This window comes from Microcoleus sp. CAWBG27 (assembly GCF_020883145.1).
In the GTDB taxonomy this organism is placed as follows: Bacteria; Cyanobacteriota; Cyanobacteriia; order Cyanobacteriales; family Microcoleaceae; genus Microcoleus.
Genome location: NZ_JAHREU010000078.1, coordinates 17320 through 32971 on the forward strand (window position 1 = coordinate 17320; position 15652 = coordinate 32971).

At 45.3% G+C, this 15652-nt stretch carries 17 protein-coding genes and 1 pseudogene; 10 read left to right on the plus strand and 8 right to left on the minus strand.

Annotated features, from left to right (window positions below):
- Positions 1 to 258: 258 nt before the first annotated feature.
- The gene (locus QZ938_RS28650; protein WP_293355091.1) at positions 259 to 867 is read right to left on the minus strand and encodes a phycobiliprotein lyase; all 609 of its coding nucleotides are present in this window, start codon (positions 865 to 867) and stop codon (positions 259 to 261) included.
- 182 nt (positions 868 to 1049) lie between these two features.
- On the opposite strand from QZ938_RS28650, the gene QZ938_RS28655 reads away from it, so the two are divergent.
- Complete coding sequence (locus QZ938_RS28655) at positions 1050 to 1871, plus strand: pentapeptide repeat-containing protein (protein ID WP_293355088.1); 822 nt, start codon at positions 1050 to 1052, stop codon at positions 1869 to 1871.
- 134 nt (positions 1872 to 2005) lie between these two features.
- On the opposite strand, the gene QZ938_RS28660 is transcribed toward QZ938_RS28655, so the two are convergent.
- Together QZ938_RS28660 and QZ938_RS28665 are read right to left on the minus strand one after the other, a co-directional pair.
- Positions 2006 to 2737, minus strand: coding sequence for a phycoerythrobilin:ferredoxin oxidoreductase (locus QZ938_RS28660; RefSeq protein WP_293150318.1), 732 nt, complete (start codon positions 2735 to 2737; stop codon positions 2006 to 2008).
- Between the two features lie 7 nt (positions 2738 to 2744).
- A complete protein-coding gene (locus tag QZ938_RS28665) occupies positions 2745 to 3479 on the minus strand; it encodes a 15,16-dihydrobiliverdin:ferredoxin oxidoreductase (protein WP_293355085.1) in 735 nt (244 codons plus the stop codon).
- A gap of 257 nt (positions 3480 to 3736) precedes the next feature.
- Between QZ938_RS28665 and QZ938_RS28670 the strand changes: the two genes are divergently transcribed.
- Positions 3737 to 4315, plus strand: a complete 579-nt coding sequence (locus QZ938_RS28670; protein WP_293355082.1) for a phycobilisome protein — start codon at positions 3737 to 3739, stop codon at positions 4313 to 4315.
- Positions 4316 to 4556: 241 nt separating this feature from the next.
- Here the strand turns inward: QZ938_RS28670 and QZ938_RS28675 are convergent, their stop codons facing one another.
- The 5 genes from QZ938_RS28675 to QZ938_RS28695 all read right to left on the minus strand — a co-directional run bounded on the left by QZ938_RS28675 (position 4557) and on the right by QZ938_RS28695 (position 9482).
- Complete coding sequence (locus tag QZ938_RS28675; protein WP_293355079.1) at positions 4557 to 5222, minus strand: HEAT repeat domain-containing protein; 666 nt, start codon at positions 5220 to 5222, stop codon at positions 4557 to 4559.
- An 804-nt stretch (positions 5223 to 6026) separates the two neighbouring features.
- Entirely contained in the window at positions 6027 to 6794 is a 768-nt protein-coding gene (locus QZ938_RS28680) for a phycobilisome rod-core linker polypeptide (protein ID WP_293150326.1), read from the minus strand.
- A gap of 112 nt (positions 6795 to 6906) precedes the next feature.
- The gene (locus QZ938_RS28685; protein WP_293355076.1) at positions 6907 to 7782 is read right to left on the minus strand and encodes a phycobilisome linker polypeptide; all 876 of its coding nucleotides are present in this window, start codon (positions 7780 to 7782) and stop codon (positions 6907 to 6909) included.
- A 202-nt stretch (positions 7783 to 7984) separates the two neighbouring features.
- Positions 7985 to 8587 (minus strand): chromophore lyase CpcT/CpeT, encoded by a 603-nt coding sequence (locus tag QZ938_RS28690; protein WP_293150330.1) that lies wholly within the window; start codon positions 8585 to 8587, stop codon positions 7985 to 7987.
- Positions 8588 to 8948: 361 nt separating this feature from the next.
- Positions 8949 to 9482, minus strand: coding sequence for a phycobiliprotein lyase (locus QZ938_RS28695; protein WP_293355073.1), 534 nt, complete (start codon positions 9480 to 9482; stop codon positions 8949 to 8951).
- Between the two features lie 284 nt (positions 9483 to 9766).
- Here QZ938_RS28695 and QZ938_RS28700 point away from each other — a divergent pair, with 284 nt between their 5' ends.
- The 8 genes and pseudogenes from QZ938_RS28700 to QZ938_RS28735 all read left to right on the plus strand — a co-directional run.
- Complete coding sequence (locus QZ938_RS28700) at positions 9767 to 11203, plus strand: hypothetical protein (RefSeq protein ID WP_293355070.1); 1437 nt, start codon at positions 9767 to 9769, stop codon at positions 11201 to 11203.
- A gap of 160 nt (positions 11204 to 11363) precedes the next feature.
- Positions 11364 to 11738 (plus strand): hypothetical protein, encoded by a 375-nt coding sequence (locus QZ938_RS28705; RefSeq protein ID WP_293150336.1) that lies wholly within the window; start codon positions 11364 to 11366, stop codon positions 11736 to 11738.
- Positions 11731 to 12207 carry a hypothetical protein gene (locus tag QZ938_RS28710; protein ID WP_293150338.1) on the plus strand — a complete coding sequence of 159 codons (477 nt, stop codon included), beginning with the start codon at positions 11731 to 11733 and terminating at the stop codon, positions 12205 to 12207. The genes QZ938_RS28705 and QZ938_RS28710 overlap by 8 nt, the downstream gene beginning before the upstream one ends.
- Complete coding sequence (locus QZ938_RS28715) at positions 12204 to 12713, plus strand: hypothetical protein (protein WP_293150340.1); 510 nt, start codon at positions 12204 to 12206, stop codon at positions 12711 to 12713. The genes QZ938_RS28710 and QZ938_RS28715 overlap by 4 nt, the downstream gene beginning before the upstream one ends.
- Positions 12714 to 12796: 83 nt before the next feature.
- On the plus strand, positions 12797 to 12976 hold the full coding sequence (locus QZ938_RS28720) for a hypothetical protein (protein WP_293150342.1): 180 nt from the start codon (positions 12797 to 12799) through the stop codon (positions 12974 to 12976).
- Complete coding sequence (locus tag QZ938_RS28725) at positions 12967 to 13581, plus strand: hypothetical protein (protein ID WP_293150344.1); 615 nt, start codon at positions 12967 to 12969, stop codon at positions 13579 to 13581. The genes QZ938_RS28720 and QZ938_RS28725 overlap by 10 nt, the downstream gene beginning before the upstream one ends.
- On the plus strand, positions 13484 to 15553 hold the full coding sequence (locus QZ938_RS28730) for a DUF3987 domain-containing protein (protein WP_293355067.1): 2070 nt from the start codon (positions 13484 to 13486) through the stop codon (positions 15551 to 15553). The genes QZ938_RS28725 and QZ938_RS28730 overlap by 98 nt, the downstream gene beginning before the upstream one ends.
- Positions 15554 to 15565: 12 nt before the next feature.
- Positions 15566 to 15652 (plus strand): annotated as a pseudogene (locus tag QZ938_RS28735) (IS1 family transposase); the annotation flags it as partial.

Genomic DNA, 15652 nt, shown 5'->3' on the forward strand with positions numbered 1-15652 from the left:
TTTGATAGTTTAATAACAGTTGAAAAAATTAGGCGATCGAGTTTAGTTAAACTCACATAAGACAGCATTCTTAGAAACTGCCAAGATGCCAGTTCCACAACAGATCGAGCTTTCTGTGGGGTGGGCATCCTGCCTGCCCAGTTGCTTGTGGAGTGGGCATCCTGCCCAGTTTCCTGTGGAGTGGGCATCCTGCCCGTCATGAAAAAATATTGACAATAGTTGAATGTGACAAATCAAAAAGCATTTCTTCCAGAGACTTTAACGCGACACCGCACCAGCCTCAGAAACTCTCAAGCGATTGTGTTCCAACAACTCTTCTAAAACAGACGGAGAAATACAACGACGCTCAGAACAGTATGCCATTTGTTTAACCCCATTACTCATTTGAACGGTCATCACCCGCACTCGAAAATGATCGTTAATAAACCAACAGCGTTCCTGTCCTTGATTTGTCTCATATTCCGTCTCAATAGTCAATACCCCATCATCAGCAAAATTGTAAATACCAATTACCGGAATCCCTTCAACGTAGCCGCGATTTCGCAGAAACTTCCCCATCTTCGGGTTATTGGGATTGGGTACATCGATAAGTATTGCTGCATAATTTTGGTTCGGGATGGCATCATCCAAATTATCTTGCCACATAAAACTGCATCCCCCACTAACCAAAGCAGGATCTACATTTTGCTGTTGACAAACCTCTAAAACTCTGGGATCATCAATTGATAAGACATTGATCGTGACATTAGATTCTCCCGACTCATCGGCAGCAGCAGCATCAAAATTATGCACTGTTCGCTGAGTGAACCAAATACCCTCACTCTTGCGAAAGAAATCCATCATAGTCATCGGTGGTGTTAGCAGCATTTTTATGTCTATTTAGGGAGAGGAACCAAGCAAGTCCCCTTGTATGGGGGCATGGGAGGGAAATCGGATCGAATTTTGGTTAAGAAAATTAACTTTCTGGCGATCGCCCATCAATCAAATTCTAGGATAAATTACACCGGACAACTTTGAGCAATTCCATCAATAAATCTTCAAAAAATATAATGGCACTTCGTCAACACTCATTTTTCCTCTCTGAACCCCTTACTCTCACAGAAGTCTTACAAGCTATCGAGGAAAGCAAAAGCCTAGCTCAAACCAACCTCCAGGGAATCAACCTCAGCCAAATGGATTTATCCGGAATTGATTTGAGCGGAGCAAACTTGATTGGCGCAAACCTCAGCCAAACTAATTTCCAAGGTGCAAATCTCCAGGGAGTAGATTTCCGGCGCGCCAATCTCCGAGACGCCAATTTGAGTGGAGCAAATTTACAAGAAAGTTATTTTTTTCGAGCTAATTTACAAGGCTGCAATCTAGTCGATGCCAAGCTAGAAGCAGCTAAATTAAAATTAGCTTTATATGATAGCAAAACCATGTGGCCAGAAGAATTTAATTACCAAAAAATAGAAGCTATTGGCCCGAAAGCTAGTCTGAGTGGAGCTTTTTTGAATACAGCGAATCTCCGAGGAGCGGATTTGAGTTATTGTAACCTGCGAGGTGCTTATCTGAGTGGAGCGGATTTAACGGGAGCAAATTTAGAAGGAGCGGCATTAAGTGGTGCTAATCTCAAGAATGCTTTTTTGACTGGTGCTTATTTGCGAAATGCCATGTTAATTGGAGCTGAATTGCAAGGCGCAGATTTACGGGCTGCTGATTTGACAGGAGCGAATTTAGAGCAGTTGCAAAGTATTGCTGGTGCTGATTTCAGCTTAGTACAAGGATTGAACCCGGAAACGAGAGCGATGCTTTGCAGTCGCAGTTCCAAGGAGTTAGGTACTTGGAACCCTTATACTCGGAATAATACAGCTCAAAGTCTTGCAAGTTAGATATCGTTTGTAGTGCGGACTTTAGTCCGCAAATTCAGAGGACTAAAGTCCTCACTACAAACCGTTTGTAGTGTGGACTTTAGTCCGCAAATTCAGAGGACTAAAGTCCTCACTACAAACAAATTTTAATTTTCCTATAAATGGCGTTCCAAATCGAACAGAAAACCGTGAATATACTCCTCAGTCCACTCCTCACCATAGAACCGCAGAAACATCCCCCTCGCAGGATCTTTCGCAGCACGATAGTTGATATAGTTCCGTTGAGCCTGAAGAATCTCGGCCAATCTCTGACTGTCGGTGACTGGTTGCGCGCGATCGACCAAATCGAGATAAGCTTGTAGATAATCCTTAAAAGCATCAAACACAAGAGTTTGCACCGCCTCAGTTTCCTTAGGACGAGTCCAGAGAAAAGCAGGAGAAAAGAAAGGTTTTGCCTCTTCAGGAAAATCTCCCCCCCAGGGCAAATCTTTTTGATACTTGTTAAAAATCGGTAAAATCGGCTCAGAGTATTGCTTCTGATAGGCCACATCATGAAAAAGCGGCTGCATATCCAAAGCAATCAAATGTCCCCCCGGTAAAGTCACCAAATCTGCCCCAAAAAAAGGCAAATCATAATTAATTTGCGGGAAAATTACAAAATTCAAAACCTGAAGAGCATCACCGCCCTCAACGTGAGCCGCCCGAATTTGTCGCAGTTTGGGCGATTGAAAAGCATAGCTAGTAGTGACAACCAACTGCTCTTTTTTTCCTTTCCCAGTGATACATTCTTTTTTTTCAAAACCTGCTGGAATCGGATATGGAGCTAAGTCAAGTCGCTCCCTGAGCAGGGGGATGGCGTAATCTAAAAAAGGCTGATAGAGAGTCATTTTTAATTTATTTTGTCCCGGCGGGAACCGCTAAGGGAACAGCATCTTCAAACAAAAACTCGTACAAAAAGCGCTCTGACCATTCATGACCAAAATAGCTGCCGAACAGCCCGGATGCGGGGTCTCTTTCTGCACTATACTGATCGTATTCTTTCTGTGCTTTCACAATCCGCTGAATTTCTGCGGGAGTTGTCAGGGGAGTAGCTTGTTGTAGCATTTTCCAATACAACTGGACGTATTCTTGATAGGCCGGAAACAATTGGTTCACTACTGTTTCGGCGTCGGTTTTGGCAAAGAGCAAATTCTTGGAAAAATACTGGTTGGCATCATAAAACTTCATTTCTAAGTCTTGTACCAACGAGCTGTATTTAGCTCGAATTTCGGTCAACGGTTCGATATACTTGTCTGTGTAAGCCCGATCGCGAAATAACGGCTGAAAATCAATCACCACCAAGATTTTCTTTTGTCCAAACGCTAAAAAATCAATCCCTAGCAACGGCACATCGTAATTGTGGCTTGGATAAATGACACTGTTAAAAATTTGTGCCGTTTCCCCAGCATCGATGTAGGTGTAGCGTATTTTTCGCAATTCAGGGCATTGATAACACCAGCTTTGAATTGTGGCGGGATTTTTACCTCTTTCACTCACCACAGATTCCAATCCAGAGGGAATGGGACGGCTCTCTAGTGCAAAGTTCTCAAACAGTTCTTTTTCTAGAAATTGCTGAAATGGCTTAAACATAGATTATAATTTAGCTCCTTCAATCTCTCCCTGAACACAGGATAATAGGCGATCGCCCTGGGCCTAGTCTCTTTTATGGATAACAAAGTAATATTTCGTTATGAAACCAAAGGTGCGATCGCACTAATCTAATGAAGAGTTTTTACCACACTCTCATCTTTGATTCTCTCAAATGTAACAAATCTTAATAAAATTTCTCATAATTCTAGTCTATAACTTGAAGTGTACTCAATTCCCTCCCCAAAATTTTAATAGCTATGCAATTAAGTGAAAGAGCAAAACAATTAATTCCCAAAGCGAGAATTGTCAGCTTTGCTACTTGGAAAAATATCTATCCAGATGAAGTAATTGCCATTTTTCAAAAGGCTGACGATGAAAGTCGATATCTCACAGATGAAGATTTAGAAAATATCAAAAATCTGGTTCCCGATACCTCTTTAATGTTAGAACAAGCAAGATTGCTGCGAGAGCAAGCTCCTAATCTTGTATCGAATGCCAGGGAAAAGGTGTTAGCCGACTTTCCAAATATCACCGAACCAGACAATGACCTCTATCCTGCTGAACGCGCCGAAGCTTGTTGGCGAGATTTTTGGCATTTCTTGCGCTCCGTCTCCTATAGTATAGCAGGGAAAAACCCGGAATTCACCAGTCAAGCAGGGCTAGAAAACATGGAACTACTCTATCAAGAATTGCGAGTTCCCGTGGCGGCGATGCTCTGTGGATTAGAACAATTAAAAACAGTTAGTTTACAGCAATTGTGTTCTGAGGAACAGGATTTATCTGGTCTTGCTTTTGACAATTTAATCGCTGGCTTAAAACAGTTCAGTCAAGCTTGATTGTTTAACAATCGCAGGAATTAACCACAGACATTCAAGAAACCGGGTTGTTTGCCCACATTCCTCGCACTTCAAGTCATAATTTCCAGAAAAAACCCGGTTTCTGGCTCTAGAAGTTGATATAGCGGTTCTCAATGGTAGTCAGGTACAGGGGCTCCAATCCAATGCCCAATGCCCAATGCCCAATGCCCAATGCCCATAAGGTCGCCTCATGTTACATCAGAAAGATTATAAAATATTCTTAATTGCGATCGAGTAAATTTTCTAAAGCAGCACCAACCACTCGATGGTGGGAGTCTTGCCGCAGTTGACTCAACATCTGCTTCGCTTCTGGAGCATCAAAATGCTTCAAAGCAGATGCAGTGTGCTGGCGAATCCCTTCATACTCAGAACCAGCCAGCACCAACAACCGAGCCAAGGCCGCTGCTTCCTGACTGCTTCCGGCTAAAGCACCGAGCGCGTCCACAGCCGCTTCCTGGGTGGTCATATCTTCCCCAGCCAAGGCTTCAACGCACACCTCGAAAAGTTCGTTGTAGCACTCCATATCCACCAGCGCCGCCAGAATGCTGCGACGCACCAGCCAGTGGTCATCTTGAACAAAAGTCAGCACTAAATGAGATGCAGCGCACCTACCGAACAGCGACAGGGAATTTGCAGCTTCGGCGCGCACATTGGGAGTGTTATCAAGTTTCATGATTTGCAGCAAGGCTGCGAAAGATTCGGCGCTTTGCTGTTGTCCAAATCCCCTGCTGACAAAAGTACGGACTAAAAATTCTGGGTCGTTGAGTCGAGCTTTTAGCAAAGGAACGGCAATCTCTGGTGTATAATCTTTCAGAGCTGCGATCGCCTTGAGTCGATATTGAAAATCAGAATTATCTAGAAACGCTTCAATTTCGTGAATATCCATAACCGCAACAGAGCAGGACTTTTCCTTACTTTAAACAACAGAGTTCACTTTGTGCAACTTACCAAAATTATCTTAACGCCGAAATCTTTTTTTGACCGTGAACCTAGTTTATGTAAACTCTCTCATCAAATCTAGTCTGAAAACTTCCCTATTTTAACCCAATACAGTTCACTTAGGATAGTCCGAAGAGAGGAACGAAGCAATCTCCGTATCTATTTCTCATAGGGTTTTACCCTGAAGGCGGTCTTAAGTAAACCGTATTGTATTTTAACCAGTATTGTCGTAGTTCGCGATGAGGTGTATGCAAACTTCCTTTCGCTTGATAGAGCATCACTTGTCGGTGATTTCCCATCGAAACTCGTTTGAGAAGTTCCACAGAAATTAAGCATACTCGCAGGCTGGTGATATATTGCTCTAATCTCTGAACGGCTGGTAGTCTAAAGTTTCAAACATCCAAAATTGACCTTAAAAATTTAGGTTACGACCTCGCATCCAAGCCTGCACTTTTTTATCGGCTATTGGGGGAATATCATTTTATAATTTAGATTTGAGAAACAGTCTTGGACGCGCTCCGACCAAATATTTTCCCCTTCTCCCTAGATAACTAAGGCTTTCTTCTGTAAATCAAGTTTTTGGCTTTTTTCAACAGAAAAAGAGCGAATAATAAACTCGCTCTAGAGAAAGTATAAAATAGGAAACCTACATCAAAAAAAACGATATAAGAATCTAGTCCGGTTCAGGAAGGGAAACGCAAGAAAGTCTCTGGTTATCCCTGACTTCAGGCTCGCATCATCAGTCTATGGCTCAAGCAACTTCGGTGATGCTGACAATTTTTCCGCCAGCACGATGGATGCGCTGAATTTGGGGGGTCATCTTCCCACCAGAGACAAGATATTCAGTGTTGCTCACTCGGCGAGGGCTATCAAATTTAGCTCCCTTGACTACAATCTTGAACATTTTTTCGGTGGCATCTTTTGCTGCACTAATGCGACCGCCTGTGCTTGGTAAAGTAATTTTGTTACCACTATTACCAGCTACGAACTCAACTAAGCGAGAAGCGGTAAAAGCACTGTCAACTCCTGCATAACCTTGATACAGGGAAAGAGTGCGATTGTAGCCAACTTGCTTTTGTCCGAGTTGACTCTTGGCTCCTTGATAATAAGGAACTGTATTCTCGCCGAATTTGTCCTCATATTCTTGACTGTCTAGGTAGGAGTCAATTTCTGCATCGTAACCTTTTTCGATACAGATGCGAATATGCTCAGAAAGTTCTGCTTGGTCTAAGGGAGCGCGACCTAACAAATGTTTAAAGTTTAGCTCGACAAAGCGGTAGGGAGCGCAGGATTCAAAATACCGACTGCGATAGAAATCAGATTTTGCCACAGCGCGGACAAATTCCCGTACAGTCGTCGCACCATCGCACAACTGGGATTCTGGCACAGTCAGGCGTTCGCTTTCCATCACGTGGGGATTGCCCAGCACTTGCTTGTAAACTGCCCGAATTACGGCCTGTGTATCATCGGAACTGCTAGCAGACCAAAGTTCTACTGGTGCATCTAAAACCACACTCATTGAGTTTCTCCTAAGACTAAATAACGTTTCAAAACAGGGAATTAAGGATTGAAGAAAAACACGCTCAGGGAGGTAATTCCCCAAGTCGTGAAGCTATAAGTTTAAACGGTTTCTAGTTGACAGCAGTGATGCTGGCAATTACGCCACCTTGTTTGTGGATGCGTTGATATTCTTGGGAAAGTCTGGAAAACGGCACTACATAAACTTGGTTGCTCTGCCGAATTTTTTGAACCCGATTTTTTGCAGAAGTGCGATAGCCAGTTACTTCGATACGGAAAACCTTACCTTCGTCACCAGAAGCAACGTTGTAAACACTTTTAGCACCGCGCTGTCTATCGGGAAATGACCAACCATCCCCAACTGAACCGCCGGAAGGAGGAATGACTGCTACAGGGGTTTCCTGAATCACGTATTTGTTCAAAACTGGGGATTTTCCAGAAAGACTTCCTTTGAAATCGCTGCTGGAAGGGCCGCGCAAGAGAGCAAACATATGAGTAAACCCAACCATATTTTGTCCTGGTTGGGTTTTGTAGCCTCGGTAGTAGGGAACGATATTTTCGCCGTAGGCGTTTTGGTATTCATCGCTGTCGAGGTAAGAATCAATATCTGCCTCGTAGCCTTGAGTATCTAAGATAGTGCTATGGGTTCTCATTTCTTCTAGGCCATCGGGAGCGCGACCGAGAAGATGTTTGAAATTCAGTTCAATAAACCGATAGCGAGGACAAGTATCGAAAAAGCGAGAACGGTAAGCGTCGGATTTGGCAAGAGCGCGGACAAATTCGCGTACACTCAATGCACCACTTTTGAATTGCGATTCAGGAATTGTCGCCCGTTCGCTTTCCATGACGTAAGCATTACCCAAAACTTGCCGGTAGACGGCACGAATAATGGTTTCTACTTCTTCTTGTGAACGTCCTGGAATCAGTTCTAAACAGGGTGTTTCTTCAAATAAACTGACTCCAAGTCGAGATGCAGGTCCAAAAACCATTTAAAAAATCTCCACTATTGTGTTATGTGAAAATTTACCATAATTGGATGTTATATTAGAAAATTTTACATAATGTAACATTCCAGGCGAGGTTGCTGTTTCACGTACTACAGGAGTTTTTTTGGGTACAGGAGTCTTTTAGGGTAATCGGTGTGGCTGTAGTATGTGCTGCGATCGCCAGTAAATTCGTCGGTGGTAAAATTTAGATAGGTGGTAGCTCTGCGGCAAAACTTTGGCGCTTTTCAAAGGACAAAGAGCCGAAGTCCGATCCCCAAATCTGTTGGTGAGTGTTTGCGTCCATACCGCGATCGAGACTTTTCCAGGTTGTTTCGGTAATTTCCACGTCGCTGATAAGGTAGGTTGAACAACCTTTTTTTTCGATGAGACACTGGTTTCCTGGTTCTACACTACCACGAAACATTTCTCCTTCTCGTTTGAAAACCATAGAGCAATTGTAGCGCCGTTGAATGCAATCTGGTTTAATTGTTTTGAGAATGCTTAATTCCCGTGCTGCTCCGGCGTACTGTACTGGATCGTTGAGACTATAATTTTCAATATAAATTTGTTCTCCTTGGTCTATTAATTTGTGGACTCCTTGACGGTAGGGAGTCCAGAGGTCATGGTCATAAACCTGCTCGGAGTAAAATCCAATGGCATTAAAAAACTCAAATGGTAAGGGCCGGAAAAATATATGAATATGGGCAAATTGTTGTGGTTTTTCAAAAGATTGTTTGTAGTTGCTGAAATCCCCAGCCATCCACTGAGCTAGAGTGATTAAATCATTATTGGTTTTAACTGAATTCATAAACTTTTTTTTACTTTGTTATATAGCAATTATCAAGTGAGGTACGGATTAGTAATTGGTAATTGGCTGTGAGTACATCACTTGCTTGACAAGCGCTCTACCCTTTATCAAAACTATGGGTACAAAACAATTTTTCTGTTTGTTTCATCATATCGTTTCTGGTTGCATCGGAATGATTTAACCGCAGAGAGCGCAGAGGACACAGAGAGAGAATAGAGAGATTAATACAGGACGATGAAGAGTGGATTTGATATCAACTCTTTAGGTAAGGTGCGTCGCTGCGATATTGTTGATTAAAGTTAGGGATTATTTGTGGCGACGCACCGTACAAATACTGTTGCATAATTTTTGATAATTGGTATTATTTGCCGGAGAGCGATCGAATTTCTGAAGAAAATGATGCGGTGACAACTCCACTTCCTTTACTGGTTTTGATCAGGGAAACGCGAAAGCGCAGGTTGGGATTGGCGAACCAAATTTTTTCTTCGGCGGCGGCGTTATCGTAGCTTGTCACTAGGACAAAGGTGCCATCGTCTGTGATGTGATAGTCAGCGGCGGCGGGAATGGTTTCGGCATATCCTTGGTCTCGCAGTAGTTTACCGCGATTGGGGACTGTTGGATCTGGGATGGGTACGAGGATGCAACTGCCTTTCATTTCAGCATTTTCATCCCAATCTGACTGGCCTTCCCATGCCATGTGAAAGGGGTTTACTGCTTGGCCTGGGTCGATGTTGTAGGATTTGCAGAGGTCGATTACGGCAGCATCATCGGGTGAGAGTGCAACGATATCAATGACTGACTCGATCGCTTCAAAGTGTCGGAATGTCAAGTGATGGGCGCTGCGCTGCGATCGCCATTGTCCGAGAGAATTGTCAACAAATTGCTGGATGTTCATGAAAAATATTGTACAAGCTCATTGACTCAAATATTCCAGTCAATATTTTAAGATTGACTAGAACACTACAGCTTGCCGGTAATTGCATTCTACTATGTTGTTTGAGGATGGGAGTAGAAGGAATTTAATTAGCGCCTAGCTCCCAATCCACGGTTTTCCGTCGTTCTAGCTCGTTCTTTTGCTAGCTCTGAAGGTATTCCCTTACGCCTGAGCGAAAACTGAGCGACTCGCTGTACAATGGCTGCAACAATCAGACTCAACATTGCTGGGGCATTGAGCAAAAGATGAGCGAAAAATCCAACCCCATCACAGTCAGCACCTCTGCTGACTACCTGATCGGGTACGAGCGAATTTTGGACTACTTCAAGCAAGCACAGAAAGAATGCCCCAAAGGGGTAGGACTAAAAAAGGACAGTAAGGCTAAAGGCTCTTACATCACCCTCCAATTCAAATTAGGTGACAAGCGTGTTAACAAAGCCTGTGGGTGTTACCTGACGATTAATGGTATTGCTGACGCCTTGAAGAAAGCTCATTTAGTTGCTAGCGCCCTAGAATCGCTAAAAACAGAGTCTCAGTTTTTGGTCTGGTACGATGATGTCATTTTGCGAAAAAATATAATCAAGAATGACTTGATAACGTTCGGCGAGGCTATTGCACAAATAGAGAAAGAATACTGGGATGGACGGACTAAACGCCGCCAACAGCGAGATAGAGCTAATGCCAGCCATCAGTGTACTTGGGGTGCGGTTTACGGTCATTACTACAAACTATTGCCACGGGAAAAGGTTGTAAATTTGACAGATATTCTGTCCGCAATTAACAGCAAGAAACAAGGCACTAAATGTTTTAAGAACTGCCTGTGTGCAATGAAAAAGCTAGCAGAGGTCATTAATAACAGTGATTTACTTAGTCGCCTTAAAGAGATTGATGGCATACAAACTGAGTTTAGAGAAGACCTTCAAACTTTGTCTGTTGATGACTTTTTGAATCTTCGGGACGAAGTTTTAAACATCCCTTCCAATGACAAGCGATACCGCCCAGAACAGCGACGCTGCTGGTTGTGGGTGTTTTCGATGCAGCTAGTGTATGGATTCCGAGTGCATGAAGTTTTTGCAGTTCAGAATATTGATAAACCGTTTAAAACAAAAGATGGTATCATTATTCCACCTCTGACTGAGGCGAATAACACAAAAATGATTGCTGTCGTAGGAGAGCGGACGAATCTAAATACCACCACTAAAACAGGCTACCGATTGTGCGTGCCAATGCTTCCCCCTACTCATTTTGATTTGATTGAACGGTTAGAAATCAAGTCAGGAGAATTACCTAAGATTCGGTTGATATCCAGCAATCCAAAGACAATCGCTGGGGTTTACTGCAAGAGAGGACACGACATTTTAGTGAGATGGAGTAAGAGCTTGAGTCAAACCCATGCTTTGCGTCATTTGGCGAACCTCAACGGTCAAATGGCAGGGATGTCTCAAGAGACAAGGGCTAAGAGTTTGGGGCATTCAATGCAGATGAATGAAGGCACTTATAAGAAACGAGCCAATACTCAAACAACGATTGATTTGTTAACTCAGTCCACGGCAGAAGCTATTCCGTTGGGTAGCGCTATTGGGGTACTCAAACAGCTAGGATGTGATGCGAAAAATATCAAGTTGCTAGCAGCTATTTATGGGATTACGCCTGACGAAGTGATGGAACTGCTCGCCGAATAATTATTCACAAAACTTTACAGTCCCTGCGTTGACAGATGGCTGTGAAACTGCGATCGTATGTAACTAAGGAAGATTGACGCGCGACTGACTAGCGTACCACCGCTAACCAAGTCACGACTTCCCCAAACCGTTATACAACAACGTTTGGAGCTTAAAAATTATGACACTTTCAGCCGGTTGCCGTGAAAAGCAGCCGCATCTCTTAATACAACCTGACACCCGTAAGCTTGCTTTAGGGTGCTTGGGTTTAGCTAGCTACGTTCAGACACCGATAATTCCTGACAACTTGCCGAAACCCGAGTTTGTTTTCGGCGACAAAGTATCTGACAACTGGGTTGACGAGTTCGGCGAGAACCGCACTGAGTTCGGTGAGGTGCTTGGTATTTGCTGGTACCCCCGCCAAAAAACTTGGGCTTATTTGATTGAGTGGACGGGTGGAGCGATGGAGTTTGAACCTGAATCGCACCCTTGTTACCCCTGTTTTGACGGGAATTTAGTTGTCGGCGGTGATTTGAGGCTTGCCAGCCATGACTAAATCCCCCAATCACTACCGCCGCATTGACAAATTAAAGGCGATCGCTTTTGAGAACGGTTTTACCAACGAAGATGCCAAGCAGTTCGGAAAACTTTCCAAAACTGCCACCTGGGAAGCGCTGCTAGAACTGTACTTCATTGACGGTGAATCGCTTGAAACAGTGAATGTAGACACTGTAGACACAGTGCTAGATGTTGTAGACAAAACACCTGAATTGCTTGACACAGCGTATGTAGACAGTGTAGACAGCATTGACTGGACTAACGACGGTTCTTTCCCTGTCTGCAACTTTACCCGCCAAAATTCCACCAGCTTTCTAGACTGGGTTGACTTCGGGCAACTCATCGCACTTCTACTCGCATCGGCGGGGGTGTTTGTAATGGCCATGTCCATGTGGCGGCAAATCAACCCGTTGAATTTATTTCCCTCCCCAGTCCGCATCAACATTCAAATAGGGACGAAATTATGAGCTTGCAACTGCGACTGTTCGGTGGCGGTAAGTCCGCTGCATCAACTGATTTAGCCCAAGCTGACGGTCACGCCATAGACAAATCAAAAGTTTTGGCCGCTACCGCCTCGGGCGTCATCACTCCTAACAATCCTGGTAATTTCAATTCCATCCGCACTGCTCCCATCGTCCCTAACCCTGCTTACTGCGATCGCGATACGGCTGACAAACTGAAGGAATTAGCCAAAGAGAAAACCGAGGACGCGCGTCACACCAAGCGTGCCTACAAGGCTCTGAGTCAGATTGAAGAAGCCGATGCCACAGTTCACAAAGCGCACCGCAAGTACGAGGGTGCGGTAGCCGAGAACGAACTCAAAAAAGTGCGATCTAACGCCGGCTTAGCCAAAAAGCTGCACGCACTCCGACCAGGCTACGCCCGCCTCGGACTGGGTATAGACAAAGCCGACAGCGACGCCCGCACTCGGATTGATGCCATCAGAGCCAAACTCACGGCAGGTACAAACTAATGAGAGCGATGTATCTGGCAAACTACTTCGTCGCCGGGTGCATCGCTTTCTCCCTTCTGGGGTGGATAGCGAGCTTGCATCCAATGGCGAGAAAAATTGTGTTGTGCTTGTTAGCAGGGGTAGCGCTGGTGTGGGCAATGTGCTGGCTGCTGGACTTCTCTGTCAGTCAGTGGCTCAGAATTTCAGTTCCCCAACTGCAAGCACTTTTAGTTAGCGGCTTGGCAATGTTGCTGATAGGAATGGGTGTATTTCTATGCAGCTAAAAATGTACGCTTTGTGCGGTAGCGCCGTTGCGCTGTGGCTGGCACCGCTGGTAGTTCTGAACGATAAAGTAAGCTGGCACAAGGCAGTCCAGGGCTTGAGTTTGGGTACGGCAATTGCTTGCGCTGTAGGAGCGGGCAACTTAGCCAAAAAGCTTGCCGATGAAGCTGAAATCGAAGCTATGAAAGTGCGAGCTATCAAGGCTGATGTTGAGGACGAAATCTCAACCGAGGTTTACGTCAGCCAGCAGCAGCGACAGCAGGAAGCAGAAGCAATCCTGAACCCCGTGGAACATCTAGAACGCGCTTTAGCACTGACTTCTGGTGATAGTGACGGTTCAGAACTGGAACGTTCAAACCAACTAGCTGAACCTGGTGTAGAACGTTCCCAGAACGGCGATGTGGAACTCGCAGAACGCATCATGCAACTGCCGGCGCGCGGCTACGGCAAGGCAAAAATCATTCTTGAGATTTGGGGAGTCAATAAGGGTGGCTCTCAAAAATACAAGGATGCTGAGGCTGAGTACGAACCCCACAGGGTCAAATTCTGCATCCCAAAATTCTGGCTTAATTCGCGCCTCCAAAGCCAGCCCCTGCCCCCACTGTAGTAAGCCTGACTGGTGCTACTCCATAGGCGAACTTTCAGTCTGCAACCGCGACCAACCGCCCGCTACCGGTTGGGAAGCTACGTCAAAGGCGGATAAGGAGGGCAAACTCTACTACGCTCCAATCCAAGAGAAAAAAGCAATCCGTCCCCGTCAGACCCGCCACTGGGAGTATCCCGATCGCAATGGCTCCCCGCTAGTACGCGTTGTGCGGTTTGATGACGGGAAAGGCGGCAAGAAGGGTAACGGTGATGCTGACTGGACTCAGCAAAGTTGGGGCAAGTGCAAGAGTTCCCGACAAATTGGCTGGGTAGGAGGCACTGAGGGAGTAGAGCGTGAAAACATCCCGATTTACCGCTACGCCGAAGTCCAAAAGGCGATCGCCAATAACGAGCTCATTTTCATCGTCGAGGGCGAATCTTGCGCCGATATCCTGTGGGATTTAGGCTTGGCCGCTACCTGCAACATCGGTGGCTCTGGTAAATGGCGAAGCTCTGACACAAGTGATTTACAAGCTGCGAAGGTTGTGATTGTTCCCGATCGCGACGAACCGGGTATCAAGCACGCCCAACTGCTGCATCAGGAATTCCCCGATGCCCTCTGGCTTTATCCCTACCCAAACTCTAAAGCTTGGGAAAACCTACCCAAAAGCAAAGGGCTGGACGTAGCCGACTGGATTCAGCAGCACAAGATAACAGCAGAGGACATCAGAGCAGCGATCGGCGAAAAGAAAGTTTTTGAGGTTTCCCCGCAGGCAGTAGCAAAAGTTACCCGCCCCCAACAATTTCAACTCCCTAACATCTCGGAGCTGGGGACAGAAATCGAGCAACTGCTAGAGTCCGATTTAAAGAAATCACAGCTACAGATTAAAATCTTCGGGCTGGCTCAAAAGTACCGACTCACCTCTGCCGATGTCTGGAAAATCTACCGCGACAAAGAACTAGAGCTGGAGCAAGAAGCCAACCAGGAAGACACAAGAATTGGGGTTGAGCAACTGCTTGCTTCAAAGTCCGCCAGCGTCAAACTATCCGAAATCTTTCCCGAATCCCTAGCAAGCCCGATCGAAGAAGTAGCGCGACGCATGAACCTGAAGCCCGAATGCTACGCACTAGCGCTGATTTCTGGTATCTCACGATTCCTAAAAAACGGCAGCAGCACAATGCTCGTGGATGAGTGGAACAGGTATCGCTGTCGGACTTTCGGCTATTTTGGAGCGCTCATCGCCGAATCTTCCCAGATGAAAACCCCAGTAATGAACGCCATGATTACAGACCCGCTGGCAGCGATGCGGGAAAGAAATCAGCAAAAGTTCGAGGCTCAGGAAAAAGTCTACGAACAGGAATTTGAGCAATGGAAGAACAGTAAAGACGAGAACAAGGGCCCCGCACCTGACAAGCCTGTAAAAATAATCCCCTACATCACAAAAGCCACATGGGAAGGGATAGCAGGCATGGTAGGACGCAATCCCAGTCAAGGAATACTTTGGCTCTCTGACGAACTCGCAGGATTTTTTAAATCAGCAAACCAATACCGTGGTGGCAGAGGAAGCGACAACGAGGACTTGCTGGAATCTTGGAGTGGCAACGGTGCCGCAGTAGCTCGCGCGGGTGGGATTCCGGTTGATGTTGGGGCGGTATCTCTGTCTATTTACGGCAACATCCAGCCCAAAGTCTTAGCACCTTTTTTAGGAGATGGCAGCGATGACAATGGAACGTTTGCGCGATTTGATTTTGTACAGCAGCCCCTGGCATTAACTCAAATAACCTTAGGGCTCCCCAAGATTGACATCAACCCAATGATGCAAGCACTCTACGAAAAAGTGGACGCTCTTCCATTAATGGAGTTTGAGCTAGATGAGGGAGCTAGAAAGCTATTTGTGGATTATTACAACCACTGTCATCGGCTAAGGTTCAACCATCCAAGTCAGGGGATGCGGGCAATGATTGGTGGCGTTGCTGAGTTAGAGTATGAATAGGAGGAATAATTTATGCAATGCCCTGAATGTAAATCAACCCATATCCGTAAAAACGGCAAGAAGAAAGGAAAACAAAATCACATTTGTGTCCAATGCAGT

Coding starts and splice junctions, on each gene's coding strand:
- QZ938_RS28675 (WP_293355079.1), bottom strand. CDS start 5,222: ATGGATATTCACGAAATTGAAGCGTTTCTAGATAATTCTGATTTTCAA.
- QZ938_RS28695 (WP_293355073.1), bottom strand. CDS start 9,482: ATGAACATCCAGCAATTTGTTGACAATTCTCTCGGACAATGGCGATCG.
- QZ938_RS28685 (WP_293355076.1), bottom strand. CDS start 7,782: ATGGTTTTTGGACCTGCATCTCGACTTGGAGTCAGTTTATTTGAAGAA.
- QZ938_RS28690 (WP_293150330.1), bottom strand. CDS start 8,587: ATGAATTCAGTTAAAACCAATAATGATTTAATCACTCTAGCTCAGTGG.
- QZ938_RS28655 (WP_293355088.1), top strand. CDS start 1,050: ATGGCACTTCGTCAACACTCATTTTTCCTCTCTGAACCCCTTACTCTC.
- QZ938_RS28650 (WP_293355091.1), bottom strand. CDS start 867: ATGCTGCTAACACCACCGATGACTATGATGGATTTCTTTCGCAAGAGT.
- QZ938_RS28725 (WP_293150344.1), top strand. CDS start 12,967: ATGCAGCTAAAAATGTACGCTTTGTGCGGTAGCGCCGTTGCGCTGTGG.
- QZ938_RS28665 (WP_293355085.1), bottom strand. CDS start 3,479: ATGTTTAAGCCATTTCAGCAATTTCTAGAAAAAGAACTGTTTGAGAAC.
- QZ938_RS28715 (WP_293150340.1), top strand. CDS start 12,204: ATGAGCTTGCAACTGCGACTGTTCGGTGGCGGTAAGTCCGCTGCATCA.
- QZ938_RS28680 (WP_293150326.1), bottom strand. CDS start 6,794: ATGAGTGTGGTTTTAGATGCACCAGTAGAACTTTGGTCTGCTAGCAGT.
- QZ938_RS28730 (WP_293355067.1), top strand. CDS start 13,484: ATGCTGAGGCTGAGTACGAACCCCACAGGGTCAAATTCTGCATCCCAA.
- QZ938_RS28705 (WP_293150336.1), top strand. CDS start 11,364: ATGACACTTTCAGCCGGTTGCCGTGAAAAGCAGCCGCATCTCTTAATA.
- QZ938_RS28710 (WP_293150338.1), top strand. CDS start 11,731: ATGACTAAATCCCCCAATCACTACCGCCGCATTGACAAATTAAAGGCG.
- QZ938_RS28700 (WP_293355070.1), top strand. CDS start 9,767: ATGAGCGAAAAATCCAACCCCATCACAGTCAGCACCTCTGCTGACTAC.
- QZ938_RS28720 (WP_293150342.1), top strand. CDS start 12,797: ATGGCGAGAAAAATTGTGTTGTGCTTGTTAGCAGGGGTAGCGCTGGTG.
- QZ938_RS28670 (WP_293355082.1), top strand. CDS start 3,737: ATGCAATTAAGTGAAAGAGCAAAACAATTAATTCCCAAAGCGAGAATT.
- QZ938_RS28660 (WP_293150318.1), bottom strand. CDS start 2,737: ATGACTCTCTATCAGCCTTTTTTAGATTACGCCATCCCCCTGCTCAGG.